Genomic DNA, 17422 nt, shown 5'->3' with positions numbered 1-17422 from the left:
GGACACTAGTGTGGAGGCAGATGATCCTGGGGGGGAACGTGCGCCAACCAATCCATGTGGACTACGAAGGTATGCAGGGCATGGCCAGAACGCTGAACGGCCTTGCTGTCGGCGGATCGGCGAGTGCCTTGGATCTCTCGCCGATGAGGAGCGATCTCGTGACGTCGGCGGCATCGATGTTCTCGCGCGGCTGGGGCGACGCCGTCACTGCGCTCGAATGGGCCGCGCGTGGTCTCGCCGGCGCCGTCGACGAGACCGCCTCCGACTTCGTCGCTGCCGAGCAGGCTCACATCGATGCGCTCGCCGCCTACGTCGCCGCGCTGGACGACTGATGCCGTCCAACTGGACGTGGTCTGATCCGGGCGCGGGCGATGTCGGATCATGCGGGCTCGCTGCTCGATGGGCCGAACTTCGGGCCTCCGATCTGTCCGACGCGCGCGCCGCGGTGACCACGATCCTGCGCGATCTCGATGCGTCGTGGACAGGCGAGAGCGCCGACGCCTTCCGCGGGCGGGCGGCTGGTCTGCGGCGAGATCTCGAGGATTCCGCTGAGGCGATGGATGCAGCCCGCAGAGCCGTCACCCAATACGGCGACGCTGTCGCCGAGATCGCGGCGCGGGCCGAGCCGCTGAAACAGAACCTCGCGGCGGCGCAGCTGATGCTCGACATGGTGAGTGAAGGCGGGCTGTTCGACAATGATGCCGCGGGTATGGAGCATCGGCTCCAGGCAGAACAGCAGGCGAAGAGGGATGCGAAGAGCGCGTCGGAAGCACTCGCCGGCCTCGCTGAGGATAGAGCGACCGCGGATCAGACCCTCGCGAGTCTGCTGGGCCGCGTGGCATCGGCCGCATGGGGAGGTCTGCGCTGCGTCGCCGAGAGTCCGGAGGGATCACGTCGTGACAGGGCCAACAGACGCGTGATGGAGATGCTCGGTCAATTCTGGAAAGGCGACCTCGGCCGAGGTGTGGTCCTCGGTCCCGACGACCCGTTCGTGTCGACGTTTATGAGGAGCGATCACATCGAAAGCGTGCGGGAGCAGGTGCTGGCCGCACTCAGGGTTTTCGCCGACTGTTCCCTCGTGGACGGAAGTGTCGACGTGACCTATGTGATCAACAACGACACGACCACAGATTCCGCGACGCGCATCCCCGGCACAGGAGGCGGGCACCTGCCGATCGTCTACTCCTCGATGCTCGCCGCGGAAGTCGGCAGCGGCGAGTGGGCGCCGCAGCACCAGACGATCGTGTGGACGGAGACGGTGTATCCATGACTGCTCTCGTGCGAACGCAGCGGATGATCGCTGCCTTCGGGGGAGTCGTCGCTGTGGTTCTCACGCTCACCGGGTGCGCGCCGCAGATCTCGTCGCCCGTCGGCACATGGCGGGCGGTAGGTGAGGACACCGGCACGCTCACGGTCCACGAGGATGGAACCTTCGTCATGCACGGAGCTTCGTTCAATCCGTTGGGCTATGTCGATGCCGGCGACTTCGCTGGCGTTGGTACCTGGGACACGTACCCCGACGACCCCGAGGTCGTGCTTCGCTTCTCGCAGGCTGCCTCCGACGGCTTCCGTGTGGAGCCCGCCTCTCTTTCACGAGCGTTCGCGTCCGGAGCGATCCGCTTCACCGATCCGGACGAGACCGTCGGCATCGAGTTCCGTATCGAGGATTCAGCCGAATGACGATGGAACTGTCGTCGGATTCATCACGCCGTCGGAATCCACACCCGCATGGTCGACGGACCCCGCCGGGCCCAGTCGTGGTAGGCGATCAGGGGCGCATCGACCGTGTCGCCGGTCGAGCGGTGGCGCACCGGCAGCACCACGTGACCGTCGCTCTCGACGGGGTCACCGACCACGACCGCGTCGCCGACATCGGCTCCGAGATCGATCGACTCGAGCGCCAGCACCTCGGGACCGCGTTGGATCACGACGCTGCCCCGCACGGCATCCACCATCGGATGCGGTGACGTGGCCCTCGCCACGATCGGCAGGCTGAGCTCGACGACGTCGCCGGCGCGGAACGCGCGAGTGATCTCGACCCCACCGGCGGGTGCGGGGGACTCCGTGACCTCGCCGCCGCTGTGCACGCGCACCGTCGCTCCTGATGCCCACGACGGCACGCGCAGCGTCAGCGTGAACTGGGCATCCTCGGCGATCACGATCCGCACGTCACCCTCGACGGGGTAGGTCGTCGACACCTCGAACGCCACGACCCGGCCGTCCGGCAGCGTCGTGCGAACAGTCGACGGCGCGTACTGGTGCAGCTGCACGCCGTCGTCATCCGCCGTGGCGACATACGCACCGAGGCTCGCAAAGGCACGCGCCACGTTCGGAGGGCAGCACGACACCTCGAACCACGGGGCGCGCAGCGACGACGAGGCGCGCGCCGACGTGGCATCCGGGTCCGCCGGCGTGCCCGGCGTGCGCTGATGCAGCGTGTTGGCGTAGAAGAACGCGCGGCCGTCGTCGGCCGGGGAGGTCGCGACGACGTTGAACAGGGTGCGTTCGATGAGGTCGGCATGCCGGACGTCACCGGTCGCGAGCAGCAGACGCCACGAGAACATGATCGAGCCGATCCCTGCGCAGGTCTCGGAGTAGGCGCGGTCCGGCGGCAGCTCCCAGTCGTCACCGAAGGCCTCGTCCTGGTGATGCGACCCCTGGCCGCCGGTCACGTACGTGCGGCGCTCGACCGTGCGATCCCACTGACCTCGCAGGGCGTCGAGCAGCTCGACATCCGACCTCTCGATCGCGACGTCGGTCGCTCCGGAGGCGAGGTAGTTGGCGCGCACCGCGTGCCCGCGCAACGCCTGGGCGTCGCGCACGGGCACGTCGTCTTGGAAGTACTCCTGCCCCCACTCGATCTCGCCCAGAGATCCGCGGCCGTGCCGCTCGACGAACAACGCGGCCTGATCGATGTAGCGCTGCTCACCGAGCGCGCGACCGAGCTCGGCCAGGCCCACCTCGACCTCGGCGTGCCCGCAGATCGCGTCGCGCCCGTCGACGCCGAACTCCTGGCATACGAGTTCGGCAGCGAGGCGGGCGACGGCCACGAGTCCGTCATCGGCGTCAGGCCTCGTGCGCACCCGGGCGACGGCCGCCTGGAAGAGGTGTCCGAGGCAGTACAGCTCGTGCCCCCACTGCAGGGCCGACCAGCGCTCGCCCTGACCGTCGCGGCCGAACATCGTGTTGAGGTATCCGTCGGGCTCCTGCGCGGCGGCGACCCGGTCGACCACGCGGCGGAACCGCTGCTCGAGATCGCTGTCGGCCCCGGCATCCGTCCGTCCGATCTCCCACGCGAGAGCCTCGAGGTACTTGTAGATCTCGGAGTCGGCGAACTCGCGCCCCCGGCGCCCGGCGGGAAGCGTGCCTGCGGCGGCGAGGTCGAAGTTGGGCAGCCAGCCCTCGGACTCCAGGCGCGACTCGATGTGCGTGAGAGTGGCTGAGCCGTTCACGGTCTGGCGGTCGCCCCAGAACCCTCCGGTGATGCGCACCTCGTCGAGGCCGAGGGGGCGCAGGCGTCCGCGCGTGGGAACCACCGGAGCGGCCGGTGTCGTGGTGTCGAACATGGTCATCCCTTGAAGGCGCCGGACATGAAGCCGCGCACGTAGTGTCGTTGCAGGATCAGGAAGAGCAGGATGCAGGGGAGCGCCAGCACGACGACGCCCGCCTCGGTGGCGCCGTAGTCGACGACGCCCTGCACCTGCCCTCGGAGGTTCGCGACCGCGAGCGGCAGCGTCATGCGGTTGGTGTCGTTGATGAGGATCAGCGGGGCCATGAAGTCGTTCCACGCGGTGAGGAACGCGAACAGTCCGACAGTGACGAGCCCCGGCTTGACCGCGGGCAGCAGCACCCGCCACAGCGCGCCCCAGCTGGAGCATCCGTCGACCATCGCGGCTTCATCCATCTCCCTCGGGATCGACTCGAACGAGATGCGCATCATGAACATCGAGAACGGCAGCTGGAACATCGTGATCACCAGCGCGACGCCGACGAGCGAGTTCTGCAGGCCGACCGAGTTGAGGATCACGTAGAGCGGAATGAGCAGCGTCGCGTAGGGCACCATCAGGATCGCGAGAGTCAGCAGGAACAGGGCGTTCTTGCCGGGGAACGAGAAGCGCGCGAACGCGTAGCCGCCCAGCAGCGAGATGAACAGCGTGAGCGCCACGGTGAGCACCGAGACGAACAGCGAGTTGCCGAGGTACACCCAGATGCCCGCCTGGTACTCGCCGAGGGCGGCGTAGTTGCCGAAGCCCCAGCCGTCGGTCTGGCTGGTGCCCGCCATCGGGCTGACCGACGAGACGCCGGTCCAGATGAGCGGGTAGAGGAAGATCACCGCGAGGGCGGTGGTGAACACCCAGTACGGGATGCCGAAGACGACGCGGGCCGCCTTCGAGCGGTACCGGGGCGCGGTGGGCTGATGATTCGGGGCGACGATGGTGCGAGTCAGGGTCTGGGACATGGTTCTCAGCTCAGTTCTCATCCGTGCGGCGGAACGCGCGCAGCTGGAAGACGTTGATGACGATGAGCGCGAGCAGCACGATCACCGAGAGGGCGCCCGCGATGCCGAGGCTGTTCTGCCCCTGGAAGGCGACGTTGTAGATCAGCTGCACCACGGTCATGGTGCTGTTGTCGGGGCCGCCCTTGGTGAGGATGTAGAACTGCTCGAACGCCAGCAGCGACCCGGTCACGCACATCACGGTCGTGAGGGCGAAGGTCGGCTTGAGCAGCGGCACCGTGATGTCGCGGAACGTCTGCCAACGGTTGGCGCCGTCGATGCGCGCGGCCTCGTAGACGTCGTCGGGGATGCCCTGCAGACCGACCAGCATCAGCAGCATGTAGAACCCCGCGTAGCGCCAGACGATCAGGAAGATCGTCGACCACAGCGCACCCTCGGGAGTGCCGAGGAACGTGATGCCCCAGGACTTCATGAGGTTCGCGAACGGACCGGCGATGGGGGAGTACAGCACGTAGAACAGCAGCGAGGCGGATGCGAGGCCCAGGGCGCTCGGGATCAGGAAGGCCGTGCGCAGGAGGCCTTTCCACCTGGTCGACTCCTGCACGAGGAGGGCCAGGCCGAGTCCGAGGCCGATCAGGATGACCGTCGTGATGACGGTGTAGAGCAGGGTGAAGCGGATCGAATCCCAGAAGAGACGGTGCATGACGGCATCCGTGTAGTTCTCGGGGAAGTTGATGCCCTGGTTGCCGCTCAGCAGCGGCCAGTCGGAGGCCGACATCTGCACCACGAGCACGAGCGGCACGATGAACAGCAGGGCGACGAAGATCGCCGTCGGGGCCGCATACAGCCAGCCCTGCACCGGGCCGCCGAAGGCGGTACGCGGCCGGCGGCGACGCAGCGGAGGTGCGGTCGAGGTCATCTCGGTCTCTTTCGATCGGGGGGGGGGGCTGGCGAGGTGGATGCGGGGGCGGTGCAGCGCCGCCCCCGCGGCGAATCACTGCGACAGGATCGCGGTGATCTCCTCGTTGTCGGCCTGCACCGAGTCGTCGCCGTTCAGCACGGCGTTGCGCACCAGCGTGAGCCAGGGGCTGCCCGGAGCGTTGAACGCCTGCTGGAAGTTCAGCGCCACGGGGGTGTCGCCCTGGGACGCGACCTCGTTGATCGTCACCAGGCGAGGGTCGGCCGCGGCGTACTCGTTGTCGGCGAGGTCACCCCGTGAGACGGCGTTGCCGTCCTTCGCGAGGACCTCGACCTGCGCCTCCTCCGACATCATCCAGTTGAGGAAGTTCCAGGCCTGCGCGGCCTTCTTCGAGTCCTTCGAGATGCCGATGCCGTCGCCGCCGACGAACGTCGAGGCGCCGCCGTCGACACCGGGGATGCCGGCGACACCCGCGTCGAACTCGAGGGAGGGGAGCAGCGTCGCAGGGAACGGCATCACGCCGACCTTGCCCTCGCTGAACGCGGCGGTCCAGGTGGGGCCGGCCTCATCGGTGGAGGAGGGGAGGATCGCCCCGGCATCCTGCAGTTCGGTCCACGTGTCATAGACGGCCTGCGCCGAGTCGCCGTCGAGCAGGGATTCGGTGCCGTCCTCGTTCATGACCTCGTCGCCGGACGCCCAGATCGAGGGGAACCAGGTGAAGACCAGGCAGCCGCCGCAGTTGAGGCCGGTCGCCGTGCCATAGGTGTCGGGCTTGTTCAGCGCCTGCACGGCCATGGCCGCCTCGGCGAACTCTTCGAGTGTGGCGGGTGCCTTCTCGGGGTCGAGGCCTGCCTCGGCGAACAGCTCCTTGTTCCAGAACAGCATCGAGAGGTCGAGCGCGAAGGGCAGCACGTACTCGGCGCCGTCGACCGTGCCCGCCGAGAGGTGACCGGGGTTGATCTCGTCCTTGAAGTCGAGCGCATCGATCTGCTCGGACATGTCCTGGAACAGGCCCTGCTGCGCCCAGTTGGGCACGTAGACGATGTCGGCGGCGAACAGATCGGGCAGACCGCTGGAACCGGCGGCGGCGCCGACCTTCGCGACGTAGTCGTCGTTGGGGACGACCGTGAGCTCGACCTGGTTCTCGTGGCTGGCGTTGTAGGCGTCGACCAGCAGCTTGGCCTGGCGCTCGATGGGAGCGCGGGTCCACAGCGTGAGTGTCGTGCCGTCATCGGTGCCTTCGGCAGGGATGGGTTCGTTCGACGCCTCGTCAGCGGCGGGTGCACAGGCGGCGAGGCCGCCGACGAGCAGGCCGGCCGCGATGACGACGGCTGCTGCCCGGCGTGCGGCGTGTGTACGGGTGGTGTTCATGGGCGGGGGCTCCTCTGGGCTCGTCCTCGAGCGGGTGCGGTGTGGCGCTTCGACAGTGCAGCGCCGGGTGTGGAGATGAGGTGGAGATCAGGTTCTCCGAAATCTACGAAAACCCTTTCGAAAGGTATAGCGTGGTTTCAGCGGGGGCGTCAACCCTTGTTCCGATAACCTTTCAGCAACAGGGGGAGTGATGAGCGACACGAATGCAGCACGGGCGGTGACCCTCGGTGATGTCGCCGCGCGCGCCGGAGTGTCGATCTCGACGGCGTCGAAGGCTCTGAACGATCGAGGCGATGTCTCGGCCGCGACGCGCGCCAAGGTGCGGGCGATCGCCGAAGAGCTGTCCTTCACGCCCAACGCCATGGCTCGGGGTCTGCTCGCCGGTCGCACCGGCACCGTCGGCCTGCTCACCAGCGACCTCGAGGGTCGCTTCATGATCCCGATCCTGATGGGCGCCGAGGACGCTTTCGGCGCCGGCCGCATCAACGTCTTCCTGTGCGATGCGCGGGGCGACGCGATCCGTGAGCAGCATCATCTCCGCGAGCTCCTCAGCCGCCGGGTCGACGGCATCATCGTCGTCGGCCGCCAGACGGATGCGCGACCCTCGCTCGGGCAGGAGATCCCCGTGCCGGTCGTCTACGCGTACGCGCCGTCCGACGACCCTCGCGACCTGTCACTGACTCCTGACAACTACGCGGGCGGACGGCTGGCGATCGAGCATCTGCTGGCGTGCGGGCGTCGGCGCATCGCACATATCTCGGGCGACCCGACGTACGCCGCAGCTCAAGACCGCCTCGCCGGGGCCAGGGCCGCCCTCGCCGAAGCCCGCCTCGAGCTCGTCGGCGAGCCGATGTTCTCGGAGTGGACGGAGCACTGGGGGCGGGACGCCGCGGCGATGCTGCTGAACCGGCATCCCGACATCGACGCCGTCTTCTGCGGCTCGGACCAGATCGCTCGCGGCGTGCTCGACTCGGCGCGGGATCTCGGACGCACCGTTCCCGACGACCTCGCGGTGATCGGCTACGACAACTGGGAAGTGCTCGCGACGAACGCGCGACCCGAGCTCACCAGCATCGACGCCAACCTGCAGCAGCTGGGGCGTCAGGCGGCGCTTCGGGTGTTCGACGCGATCGACGGGATCGACATCGGGGAGGGGTCGCACCATCTGCCGGTGCGCCTGGTGATCAGAGGGTCGACCATCGCCCGGCGCTGAGCCGCCGTCTCCTGCCGACCGTCGGTCGCGTCTCCGCTTCAGACGTGGTCGCGCCAGGAGTGCTGCGGGTCGAAGCCCAGGATGCGGCGGGCCTTGTCGATCGACAGCAGCGTCTCGTTCGGGCCGAACTCGCGCGCGACAGGGACGTCGGGGAAGACCTCGGCGAGCAGCTCGGTATTCGGACGCGACATGACCGTGTCGGCGGCCGCGATGATGAAGTTGTCGAACCCGGGGGCCGCGACCTCGAGCGCGCGCTCCACGGCCTGAGCGCCGTCGCGGGCGTCGATGTAGCCCCAGAGGTTCCACTTGCGGCGCGACGCGTCGGAGTCGAAGTCGGGGAACTCGGCGTAGTCCTCCGGGTTCATCACGTTCGAGAACCGCAGCGCCGTGATCGAGAGGTCGGGATGCCAGCGCACGAGCTCCCTCGCCAGCTGCTCCTCGAGCGTCTTGACCAGCGAGTACACCGATTCGGGGCGGGCGGGGTAGTCCTCGTCGACGGGCACGTAGGGCGGAGGCACGTCGAACGGCAGGCCGAGCACGGTCTCGCTCGACGCGTAGACGACGCGCCGGATGCCGAGGCGCACCGCCGCCCAGAACACGTTGAACGTGGCGGGCATGTTGTTGTGGAACGTGGCGACGTCGCTGCGGATGCCGGGGGCGGGGATCGCGCCGAGATGCACGACGGCATCGATGCCCTCGTGTCGATCGCCGACGGCCGTGAAAGCGTCCACGACCTGGCCGTAATCCGTGAGGTCCACCTGCACGAAGTCCGGGCCGCGGACCCCGGCGACGTCCATGCCGATGACCTCGTATCCGTGTGCGCGGAGTTCCCGCGCGACGACGCTGCCGAGCTTGCCCGATGATCCCGTGAGTGCGATGCGCATGTCACCAGAGTGGCACGAAGAAGAGTCGCCGGGGCCGCTCGGCATACACTCGTCGGCGTGAGTGACACGAGCAGCGAGCCCCGTCGCACTGTCGGCGTGCGTGACGTCGCCGTGCTCGCCGGGGTCTCTCGGCAGACGGTGTCACGGGTGCTGAACGACCACCCCGAGGTCGCCGCCGAGACCCGCGAACGGGTGCTCGCCGCGATGACCGAGCTCGGCTACCGCATGAACAACGCCGCCAGGGCACTGGGCACGCGGCGCTCCCGCACGCTCGGTGTGCTGGCCACCGACGCCCTGCACTATGGGCCCTCGCGCAGCATCGCCGCGCTCGAGGCCGCAGCCCGCGAGGTCGGCTACTGGCTGAGTGCGGCCTTCGCGGATGCCGGAGACGCCGACGCGGTCATCGCCGCGGTCGACCACCTCGTGATGCAGGGCGTCGAAGGCATCGTCGTCGTCGCCCCGCACGCCCACACCCTCGATGCGCTCGACGAGCTGCGCATCGGCGTGCCGGTCGTCACGCTGCACGCGGCCGACCGAGGAGCCCGCGGCCTCTCGGTCGACCAGGCCGCGGGAGCCAGGCTCGCCGTCGCGGCGCTCGCCGACGCGGGGCACACGCGCATCGCGCACCTGGCCGGACCCGCCGACTGGCTCGAAGCAGAGTCCCGCACGCAGGGATTCGCAGACGAGCTCGCCGCGCGTGGGCTCGCCGCCGGCCCCGTGTTCGAGGGTGATTGGACAGCAGGCTCGGGCTACGCGGCCGTCGACGCCGTGCGGAAGTCGGGCGTGACGGCTGTGTTCGCGGCCAACGACCAGATGGCGCTCGGGCTGCTCGGCGGGCTGCATGAGGTCGGGCTCTCGGTGCCGGGCGACATCAGCGTGGTGGGCTTCGACGACACCCCGGATGCCGCCTACTACTGGCCCAAGCTGACGACCGTGCGACAGGACTTCTCCGAGCTGGCGCGCCGTGCGGTGGCGGCGGTGCTGGCGGACAGCGACGGAGCGCCGGCATCCGATCTCCCGCCCGTGGCTCCCGTGCTCGTGACCCGTGATTCGGTCGCCCCGCCCCGCTGAGCCTCCGCACTGCCGCGGCGAGCATCCGCGTCTTGACGGTCGGCAGACCCCCGTGACACACTTCTGTGACCGGTCACAGTGACCACCGCCGACCCTGAGGTACCCGTGAGCAACGAAGCCCCCGTCTTCTCCGCCGAGATCGACGTATCGATCCAGGCCGTCCGCGAAGATGTCGCCCGCCTGCACGCCGAACTGGTCCGCAACGGCCTCGTCGTCTGGACCGGCGGCAACGTCTCCGGCCGCGTGCCCGGCGCCGACCTGTTCGTCATCAAGCCGTCGGGCGTGAGCTACGACGACCTCGCCCCCGAGAACATGATCCTGTGCGACCTCGACGGTGCCGTGATCGCCGGAACCGCCGGCAGCGAGCGCGCGCCCTCGAGCGACACCGCGGCCCACGCCTACGTCTACCGCCACATGCCCACCGTCGGGGGCGTCGTGCACACCCACTCGACGTTCGCCGTCGCCTGGGCGGCCCGCGGCGAGGAGATCCCGTGCGTGATCACCGCGATGGCCGACGAGTTCGGCGGTCCGATCCCGGTGGGCCCGTTCGCGATCATCGGCGACGACTCGATCGGCCGCGGAATCGTGCAGACCCTCAGCGGCCACCGCAGCCGCGCGGTGCTCATGCAGAACCACGGCCCCTTCACGATCGGGGTCGACGCGAAGGATGCCGTGAAGGCCGCCGTCATGGTCGAGGACGTCGCCCGCACCGTGCATTACGCCCGTGAAGCGGGCCCCCTCATCCCGATTCCGCAGGAGGCGATCGACAGCCTCTTCCACCGATACCAGAACGTCTACGGACAGAACTCGGACGCCCGACGATGAGCGACACGACCGACACGACCCGCACCGCAGCCCGCGACGACAGCCTCGCCGCCCGCACGAGCCTCGGCATCGAGCTCGGCTCCACGCGCATCAAGGCGTGCCTGATCGGGTCGGATGCCACGGAGGTGCTCGCCACCGGCTCGTTCGCATGGGAGAACCGGCTCGAAGACGGCCTCTGGACGTACGCGATCGACGAGGTCTGGGCCGGACTCCAGGCGGCCTACGCCGCTCTCGCCGCCGACGCGGAGAGCCGCCACGGCGTGCGTCCCGAGACCTTCGGCGCGATCGGCATCTCGGCGATGATGCATGGCTACCTCGCGTTCGACGCGCAGGGCGAGCTGCTCGTGCCGTTCCGCACCTGGCGCAACACCAACACGGGTGCCGCGGCGGCCGAGCTGACCGACCTGCTCGGCGTCAACATCCCGCTGCGCTGGTCGATCGCGCACCTGCACCAGGCGGTGCTCGACGGCGAGGCGCATGTGCCGCAGCTCGACTTCGTCACGACCCTCGCCGGGTACGTGCACCAACGGCTCACGGGCGAACGGGTGCTGGGCGTCGGCGACGCCTCCGGCATGTTCCCGATCGACTCGAGCACCGGCGACTACGACGAGCGGATGCTGCAGGCATACGACGCCCGCGCCGCCGACCGCCTTCCGGCGACCGCACGAGACCTCTTCCCGACAGTGCTCCCGGCCGGAGCGGCCGCAGGCTCCCTCACCGCCGAGGGCGCAGCGCTGCTCGACCCCAGCGGTGCGCTGAAGCCCGGCATCCCGCTCTGCCCGCCCGAGGGCGACGCCGGCACCGGCATGGTGGCGACCAACTCGGTGTCTCCTCGCACGGGCAACGTCTCGGCGGGGACGAGCATCTTCGCCATGGTCGTGCTCGAGCGACCGCTCACCGAGGTGCACCACGAGCTCGACCTCGTGACCACGCCGGCGGGCGACGCCGTCGCCATGGTGCACTGCAACAACGGTGCCAGCGAACTCGCCGCCTGGGTCGGTCTCTTCACCCGCTTCTCCGCGGCAGCGGGTCAGCCGCTGAGCGACGACGCCGTCTTCGACGCACTGTTCCGCGAGGCTCTCGACGGCGAGGCGGATGCCGGTGGGCTGCTGGCCTACAACCACCTCGCCGGCGAGCCGATCGCGGGTCTCACCGAGGGGCGTCCGCTGTTCGTGCGCACGCCCGACAGCGCCTTCACGCTCGGCAACTTCATGCGCTCGCAGCTCTACGGCGTCTTCGGAACGCTCGCGCTCGGGATGCAGGTGCTCACCGCCGAGGGCGTCGAACTCGACCGCATGTTCGCGCACGGGGGCATGTTCCGCACGGCCGGGGTCGCGCAGCGCTTCCTCGCCGGAGCGCTGGGTGCTCCGGTCGCTGTCGGGGAGCTCGCCTCCGAGGGCGGCGCGTGGGGCATCGCCGTGCTCGCGTCGTACCTCGCGCACGCCGAGTCCGCCTCGCTGGGCGAGTACCTCGAACGCGACGTGTTCGCGACGGCATCCCTCTCGGTCGCCGACCCCGACCCTGCCGACGTCGCCGGCTTCGCCGCCTACCTCGATCGCTACCGTGCCGGCCTCGCCATCGAGGCCGCCGCAACCACCGCTCTCCGTCCCGGTCGCTGAGCGCGAGGAGCGAGGCGAAGCGCGCACCTCTTCGCGTTTCGTCTCGGTGCTTCGCTCCTCGCTCAACGACCGAATATGAAAGGCCTCTCATGACCCGCACCCCGCTCACCACCTCGCTCGACGGCTACGAGGTCTGGTTCCTCACCGGCAGCCAGCACCTCTACGGCCCCGAGACGCTCGCCCAGGTCGCCGACCAGTCGCAGCAGATCGCCCGCATCCTCGACGAGGCGGGCGAGGTTCCCGTGAAGATCGTCTGGAAGCCGGTGCTGACGGATGCCGCCGCCATCAAGCGCACCGCGCTCGAGGCGAACGCCGACGACCGGGTCATCGGCCTGATCGCGTGGATGCACACGTTCAGCCCGGCCAAGATGTGGATCGCCGGTCTCGACGCGCTGCAGAAGCCGCTCGCGCACCTGCACACGCAGGCCAACGTCGAACTGCCCTGGGCCGACATCGACTTCGACTTCATGAACCTGAACCAGGCCGCGCACGGCGACCGCGAGTTCGGCTACATCCAGACGCGCCTCGGCGTGCCGCGCAAGACCGTCGTCGGTCACGCGAGCGACCCGCGGGTGCGTCAGGAGATCGCGACGTGGCAGCGTGCGGCCGCCGGACTCGCGGCCTCCCGCTCGCTCAAGCTCGCCCGCTTCGGCGACAACATGCGTTACGTCGCCGTCACCGAGGGCGACAAGACCGAGGCAGAGCTGCGCTTCGGCGTGCAGGTCAACACCTGGGGCGTGAACGATCTGGCGGATGCCGTCGCCGCGGCATCCGACTCCGAGATCGACGCCCTCGTGGCCGAGTACGAGGAGCTGTACGAGGTCGTGCCGGAGCTGCGCCGCGGTGGTGACCGCCACCAGTCTCTGCGTGACGGAGCCGCGATCGAGATCGGTCTGCGGACGTTCCTCGAAGAGGGGGGCTTCGGCGCCTTCACCACCTCGTTCGAAGACCTCGGCGCGCTGACGCAGCTGCCCGGTCTCGCGGTGCAGCGCCTGATGGCCGAGGGATACGGCTTCGGTGCCGAGGGCGACTGGAAGACCGCGATCCTCGTGCGCGTCGCGAATGTGATGGGTGCGGGGCTGCCCGGTGGGGCGAGCCTCATGGAGGACTACACCTACGACATGACCCCCGGCGACGAGCTGATCCTCGGCGCGCACATGCTCGAGGTCTCGCCGTCGCTCACCACCGCGAAGCCCACGCTCGAGATCCACCCGCTCGGCATCGGCGGCAAGGACGACCCGGTGCGCCTGGTCTTCACCGCCGACCCCGGCCCCGCGATCGTCGTGGCGCTGAGCGACATGCGCGACCGGTTCCGCCTCACCGCGAACGTCGTCGAGAACGTGCCGCCGCGCCAGTCGCTGCCGAAGCTCCCGGTGGGCCGCGCTGTCTGGAAGCCGCAGCCCGACTTCACCACGAGCGCCGCCGCGTGGCTGACCGCCGGTGCCGCGCACCACACCGTCATGTCGACGGCCGTCGGGCTCGAGGCCTTCCGCGACTTCGCCGAGATGGCCGAGGTCGAGCTGCTCGTGATCGACGATGCGACCACCCTGCCCGAGTTCCAGAAGCAGGTGCGCTGGAACCAGGCCTACTACCGACTGGCTCAGGGGCTGTGATGACCGACGTCTCCTCCGCCGCCGTCGATGTGGCGACCGCAGCGCGACCGCGCTCGGGCCGGCAGCTGCGCATCGCAGGTCACGGCTACGAGGCCGTGATCGCGAGCGTCGGCGCATCGCTGCGGGTGCTCACGTTCGAGGGGCGCGATCTGGTCGTGCCGTTCGACGCCGACGAGGTGCGGCCCGGATACCGCGGCACCACCCTCGCGCCATGGCCCAACCGCATCGTCGACGGCCGCTACACGTTCGGCGGCGCCGAGCAGCAGCTGGCGCTCACCGAACCCGCCCGCGGCCAGGCGCTGCACGGCCTCCTCGCGTGGGCGGAGTTCGAGGATCGCCTCGTGCTCGACGACCGCGTCGTGCTTGCGGCCGTGATCGAGCCGCAGACGGGATACCCGTTCCGCGTTGAGGTCGAGACCGAATACCGCATCGACATCGACGGGCTGCGTCAGACGGTGACCGCGCGCAACCTCGGGGCGGATGCTGCACCCTGGGGCACCGGACCGCATCCCTATCTCGTCGCCGGCCCCGACGGTCGGGTGGACGACTGGACGCTCACGCTGCCGGCATCCGAGGTGCTCACCGTCACGCCCGACCGGTTGAGCCCGGTTGCTCTCGAGGCCGTGGCGGAGCATCCGGAATGGGACTTCCGCGCAGCGCGCCGCATCGGCGACGTCTTCATCGACCACGCCTTCACCGGTCTCGCCCGTGACGGCGGAGTCGCCGAGGTGCGGCTCGTGACGGATGCCGGAACCGGCGTCGCGATGACGTTCGACGAGCGCTGCCCGTGGGTGCAGGTGCACACCGCCGACAACCCGGGGATCGATGCGATCCACCGCATCGGCCTCGCGGTCGAGCCGATGACCTGCCCGCCCGACGCCTTCAACTCGGCAACCGACCTGGTCGTGCTCGAACCGGGCGCGACGCACGCTGCATCCTGGCGGATCTCCGCCGTCTGAGTCGCTCGGCGGCCGCCGCGGGCTCCCGCGGCGTGAGTGGTCACAAGAGCATCCGGACGAGCCGTCTCAGGTGCGTTTCTGACCACCCACGCGCGCGCGGACGGTGACGCGTCAGGCGAGAGCCGCGATCAGGGCCTGGGCGGCGGATGCCGATGACTGCGGGTTCTGTCCGGTGATGAGCTGGCCGTCGAGGATCGTGTGATCGCTCCAGGGATCGGCGACCTCGACGTCGGCGCCGAGACCGCGCAGCGCGGTCTCGAGAAGGAACGGCGCGCGATCGGCGAGTCCGCCGATGCGCTCCTCCTCATCGGAGAAGCCGGTGATTCGGCGCCCCGCGACCAGGGGCTCGCCAGCGGAATCGCGCGCGGGAAGCAGAGCAGCGAGACCGTGGCATACGGCAGCCAGCGGGCGGCCGCCGGCGACGGTCGCCGAGATGAGCGCCGCCGAGTCGGCATCCACTGCGAGGTCCTGCATCGGGCCGTGGCCGCCCGGGTAGTAGACGGCCGCGTAGTCGGCGGCGTCGACGTCGGCGAGCACCAGGGGAGTGGTGAGCCCCGGGATCTGTGCGAGGGCGGCGGCATCGCCTTCGCCGAGGCTCGACGAGTCGGCCACCGGCTCGACACCGCCGGGAGTCGCGAAGACGACGTCATGACCTGCTGCGGTGAGCAGTCGGTACGGGGCGAGCAGTTCTTCGGCCCAGTAGCCGGTGGGGTGCTCGGTGCCGTCGGACAGGGTCCAGGTGCGGGCGCCGGTGACGACGAAGAGGACGGATGACATGAATGCTCCCAAGGGGTCGGACGACGGATGCCGTGCGGATGCGATATCCGGGACAACCGCGAGGATCGAGAACCGATTCCGATAGATTGCCGATATGAGCAATCGGAATTCCGATGGGCTGCAGGACCTCGGGCTGTGGCGCACCTTCCTCGCCGCGCACCGGTCGGGGTCGGTGTCAGCGGCGGCGCGCACACTCGGCCTCGCGCAGTCGTCCGTGACGACGCAGCTTCAGGCACTGGAGGAGAGCGTCGGCGAGCCGCTGTTCGTGCGTCATGCCCGCGGCATCCGCCCGACGCCGCGCGCCGACGAGCTCGCAGCCCGGCTCTCCGGTCCACTCGACGCGCTGGCGGATGCTCTCGGCACCCGCCCCGCCGCCGAACCGCCGATCGTGCGACTGGGTGGCGCCGCCGAGTTCCTGGCCAGCGTCGCCGCACCCGCTCTCGCCCCCGCTCTCGCAGACGGGATGCGGCTCGCGGTGACCACCGGCCTGGCCGACGATCTGCTCGAGCAGCTCAGGGTCGGCAGCCTCGACCTCGTGATCTCGGCGGTGCGTCCGCGCGGGCGGGGGCTGCCGTCCGTGCCGTTCTTCGACGAGGAGTTCGCACTCGTCGCGGCACCGGCGCTCGGCATCGCGCATTCCCCCGTCCTCACGCGGGACGCTGTCACCGACGTGCCCCTGCTGGCCTACGACCGCGACGTGCCGATCCTCCGCCGGTACTGGCGGCATGTCTTCGGCATCCGTCTCGACCGCGAACCCGCTCTCGTCTTCCCGGATCTGCGTGCGCTCGCCGCCGCTGCCGTCGCCGGAGCGGGCGTCACCGTGCTGCCGACCTACCTGATCGCCGACGAGCTCGCCGACGGGAGGCTCGTCGACCTGCGTCCGACCGACGACCCGCCGATCAACACCCTGCACCTCGTGCGACGACCGGGGCCGCTGGCCGAGGGGGTCGCGGTGGTCGAGCAGGCGCTGCGCGCCGCCGTCGCCGACCTCTGACCTGCCGCCCTCAGCCTGCCGCCCTCAGCTCGCGCGATGGCGTGCGTGGTCGAAAGCGCATCCGAAACGGCGGTTTCCGGTGCTTTTTCGACCCCGCAGCCCGCCGGGACCGCCGCCGAGCCGGCCGCCTCAGCGGTTGAGCCAGTGGCGCAGCGTGCGCGTGACCCAGGGCAGCACCCAGTAGGTCATGATCGGGGTCAGCACGACCGTCGTCGCGAGCACCCGCAACCAGATCGGCAGCTCGTTCCAGCCGGGGATCGGGCTCATCGCATAGGTGAAGGCGAGGTTGAGCGGGAAGAACCCGAGCCAGATCGACACGGCCTGCTTCCAGCGCGGGGGCGTACTGACCATCGCGACCGTGGTCGTCGAGCCGTCGGCCCGAGGGAGTGTGATGGTGTCGGTGGTCGGCTCGTCGAACCATCCCTCGATGCCGCTGCGGCGGCGCACGCGCTCGCTGCGCACGAACTGCTCGCCGGTCGACTTCCACCACTCGCGCTCGCCGGACTGCTCCCAGGCGACGAGCGACTTCTCGTCGGAGAAGCGGTAGAGCATGTGCCAGACGTGCGAGTCCTCACCGTCGCGCACCCATCCGGATCCGAGGAAGCCGGGGTACCGGTGCGCGAGGTTCACGCCGGTCTGCACCCAGGCAGTGGCCTCGGCCACATGCTCCGGGTCGAGCTCGCGGCGGATGGAGACGGTGATGGGTTCGCTGGACATGGTG

General features: G+C 69.6%; 17 protein-coding genes. 10 read left to right on the top strand and 7 right to left on the bottom strand.

Annotated elements, in window-relative coordinates; translation table 11 throughout:
- The first annotated feature begins 80 nt into the window (after positions 1-80).
- The 3 genes from AC04ME_RS11690 (at position 81) to AC04ME_RS11680 (ending at position 1680) form a co-directional block, all read left to right on the top strand.
- The gene (locus tag AC04ME_RS11690; protein WP_157534287.1) at positions 81-332 is read left to right on the top strand and encodes a hypothetical protein; all 252 of its coding nucleotides are present in this window, start codon (positions 81-83) and stop codon (positions 330-332) included.
- A 113-nt stretch (positions 333-445) separates the two neighbouring features.
- Positions 446-1270, top strand: coding sequence for a WXG100 family type VII secretion target (locus tag AC04ME_RS11685; protein ID WP_475435099.1), 825 nt, complete (start codon positions 446-448; stop codon positions 1268-1270).
- Positions 1267-1680 (top strand): hypothetical protein, encoded by a 414-nt coding sequence (locus AC04ME_RS11680; RefSeq protein WP_475435097.1) that lies wholly within the window; start codon positions 1267-1269, stop codon positions 1678-1680. The genes AC04ME_RS11685 and AC04ME_RS11680 overlap by 4 nt, the downstream gene beginning before the upstream one ends.
- 23 nt (positions 1681-1703) lie before the next feature.
- On the opposite strand, the gene AC04ME_RS11675 is transcribed toward AC04ME_RS11680, so the two are convergent.
- The 4 genes from AC04ME_RS11675 to AC04ME_RS11660 form a co-directional block, all read right to left on the bottom strand.
- Entirely contained in the window at positions 1704-3572 is a 1869-nt protein-coding gene (locus tag AC04ME_RS11675) for a glycoside hydrolase family 127 protein (protein WP_475435095.1), read from the bottom strand.
- Complete coding sequence (locus AC04ME_RS11670) at positions 3569-4459, bottom strand: carbohydrate ABC transporter permease (RefSeq protein ID WP_079113626.1); 891 nt, start codon at positions 4457-4459, stop codon at positions 3569-3571. The genes AC04ME_RS11675 and AC04ME_RS11670 overlap by 4 nt, the downstream gene beginning before the upstream one ends.
- Positions 4460-4469: 10 nt before the next feature.
- On the bottom strand, positions 4470-5375 hold the full coding sequence (locus tag AC04ME_RS11665) for a carbohydrate ABC transporter permease (protein ID WP_042541411.1): 906 nt from the start codon (positions 5373-5375) through the stop codon (positions 4470-4472).
- A 75-nt stretch (positions 5376-5450) separates the two neighbouring features.
- On the bottom strand, positions 5451-6746 hold the full coding sequence (locus tag AC04ME_RS11660) for an ABC transporter substrate-binding protein (RefSeq protein WP_455903696.1): 1296 nt from the start codon (positions 6744-6746) through the stop codon (positions 5451-5453).
- Between the two features lie 190 nt (positions 6747-6936).
- Between AC04ME_RS11660 and AC04ME_RS11655 the strand changes: the two genes are divergently transcribed.
- Positions 6937-7959, top strand: a complete 1023-nt coding sequence (locus tag AC04ME_RS11655; RefSeq protein ID WP_079113623.1) for a LacI family DNA-binding transcriptional regulator — start codon at positions 6937-6939, stop codon at positions 7957-7959.
- Positions 7960-7997: 38 nt separating this feature from the next.
- Here the strand turns inward: AC04ME_RS11655 and AC04ME_RS11650 are convergent, their stop codons facing one another.
- Positions 7998-8843, bottom strand: a complete 846-nt coding sequence (locus tag AC04ME_RS11650; protein ID WP_042541414.1) for an NAD-dependent epimerase/dehydratase family protein — start codon at positions 8841-8843, stop codon at positions 7998-8000.
- Positions 8844-8900: 57 nt separating this feature from the next.
- On the opposite strand from AC04ME_RS11650, the gene AC04ME_RS11645 reads away from it, so the two are divergent.
- The 5 genes from AC04ME_RS11645 (at position 8901) to AC04ME_RS11625 (ending at position 14930) form a co-directional block, all read left to right on the top strand.
- Entirely contained in the window at positions 8901-9914 is a 1014-nt protein-coding gene (locus tag AC04ME_RS11645) for a LacI family DNA-binding transcriptional regulator (protein ID WP_042541415.1), read from the top strand.
- Positions 9915-10019: 105 nt separating this feature from the next.
- The gene (locus AC04ME_RS11640; RefSeq protein ID WP_475435091.1) at positions 10020-10739 is read left to right on the top strand and encodes an L-ribulose-5-phosphate 4-epimerase; all 720 of its coding nucleotides are present in this window, start codon (positions 10020-10022) and stop codon (positions 10737-10739) included.
- Complete coding sequence (locus tag AC04ME_RS11635) at positions 10736-12358, top strand: xylulokinase (protein ID WP_475435089.1); 1623 nt, start codon at positions 10736-10738, stop codon at positions 12356-12358. The genes AC04ME_RS11640 and AC04ME_RS11635 overlap by 4 nt, the downstream gene beginning before the upstream one ends.
- Positions 12359-12447: 89 nt before the next feature.
- The gene (gene araA / locus AC04ME_RS11630) at positions 12448-13971 is read left to right on the top strand and encodes an L-arabinose isomerase (RefSeq protein WP_042541418.1); all 1524 of its coding nucleotides are present in this window, start codon (positions 12448-12450) and stop codon (positions 13969-13971) included.
- Positions 13971-14930 (top strand): aldose 1-epimerase family protein, encoded by a 960-nt coding sequence (locus AC04ME_RS11625; protein WP_079113617.1) that lies wholly within the window; start codon positions 13971-13973, stop codon positions 14928-14930. The genes araA and AC04ME_RS11625 overlap by 1 nt, the downstream gene beginning before the upstream one ends.
- A gap of 111 nt (positions 14931-15041) precedes the next feature.
- On the opposite strand, the gene AC04ME_RS11620 is transcribed toward AC04ME_RS11625, so the two are convergent.
- On the bottom strand, positions 15042-15707 hold the full coding sequence (locus tag AC04ME_RS11620; protein ID WP_475435087.1) for a type 1 glutamine amidotransferase domain-containing protein: 666 nt from the start codon (positions 15705-15707) through the stop codon (positions 15042-15044).
- A gap of 94 nt (positions 15708-15801) precedes the next feature.
- On the opposite strand from AC04ME_RS11620, the gene AC04ME_RS11615 reads away from it, so the two are divergent.
- A complete protein-coding gene (locus AC04ME_RS11615; protein ID WP_475435085.1) occupies positions 15802-16701 on the top strand; it encodes a LysR family transcriptional regulator in 900 nt (299 codons plus the stop codon).
- 129 nt (positions 16702-16830) lie between these two features.
- Here the strand turns inward: AC04ME_RS11615 and AC04ME_RS11610 are convergent, their stop codons facing one another.
- Complete coding sequence (locus AC04ME_RS11610; protein ID WP_042541421.1) at positions 16831-17418, bottom strand: antibiotic biosynthesis monooxygenase; 588 nt, start codon at positions 17416-17418, stop codon at positions 16831-16833.
- Positions 17419-17422 lie beyond the last annotated feature (4 nt).

The sequence above is a fragment of the Microbacterium sp. LjRoot205 genome, assembly GCF_056175745.1.
This window is presented reverse-complemented; position numbering and strand designations above follow the sequence as displayed.

Excerpts from the sequence above, each read along its gene's own strand:
- AC04ME_RS11690 (WP_157534287.1), top strand. The coding sequence starts at position 81 with ATGGCCAGAACGCTGAACGGCCTTGCTGTCGGCGGATCGGCGAGTGCC.
- AC04ME_RS11680 (WP_475435097.1), top strand. The coding sequence starts at position 1,267 with ATGACTGCTCTCGTGCGAACGCAGCGGATGATCGCTGCCTTCGGGGGA.
- AC04ME_RS11675 (WP_475435095.1), bottom strand. The coding sequence starts at position 3,572 with ATGACCATGTTCGACACCACGACACCGGCCGCTCCGGTGGTTCCCACG.
- AC04ME_RS11670 (WP_079113626.1), bottom strand. The coding sequence starts at position 4,459 with ATGTCCCAGACCCTGACTCGCACCATCGTCGCCCCGAATCATCAGCCC.
- AC04ME_RS11665 (WP_042541411.1), bottom strand. The coding sequence starts at position 5,375 with ATGACCTCGACCGCACCTCCGCTGCGTCGCCGCCGGCCGCGTACCGCC.
- AC04ME_RS11660 (WP_455903696.1), bottom strand. The coding sequence starts at position 6,746 with ATGAACACCACCCGTACACACGCCGCACGCCGGGCAGCAGCCGTCGTC.
- AC04ME_RS11655 (WP_079113623.1), top strand. The coding sequence starts at position 6,937 with ATGAGCGACACGAATGCAGCACGGGCGGTGACCCTCGGTGATGTCGCC.
- AC04ME_RS11650 (WP_042541414.1), bottom strand. The coding sequence starts at position 8,843 with ATGCGCATCGCACTCACGGGATCATCGGGCAAGCTCGGCAGCGTCGTC.
- AC04ME_RS11635 (WP_475435089.1), top strand. The coding sequence starts at position 10,736 with ATGAGCGACACGACCGACACGACCCGCACCGCAGCCCGCGACGACAGC.
- araA (WP_042541418.1), top strand. The coding sequence starts at position 12,448 with ATGACCCGCACCCCGCTCACCACCTCGCTCGACGGCTACGAGGTCTGG.
- AC04ME_RS11625 (WP_079113617.1), top strand. The coding sequence starts at position 13,971 with ATGACCGACGTCTCCTCCGCCGCCGTCGATGTGGCGACCGCAGCGCGA.
- AC04ME_RS11620 (WP_475435087.1), bottom strand. The coding sequence starts at position 15,707 with ATGTCATCCGTCCTCTTCGTCGTCACCGGCGCCCGCACCTGGACCCTG.
- AC04ME_RS11615 (WP_475435085.1), top strand. The coding sequence starts at position 15,802 with ATGAGCAATCGGAATTCCGATGGGCTGCAGGACCTCGGGCTGTGGCGC.
- AC04ME_RS11610 (WP_042541421.1), bottom strand. The coding sequence starts at position 17,418 with ATGTCCAGCGAACCCATCACCGTCTCCATCCGCCGCGAGCTCGACCCG.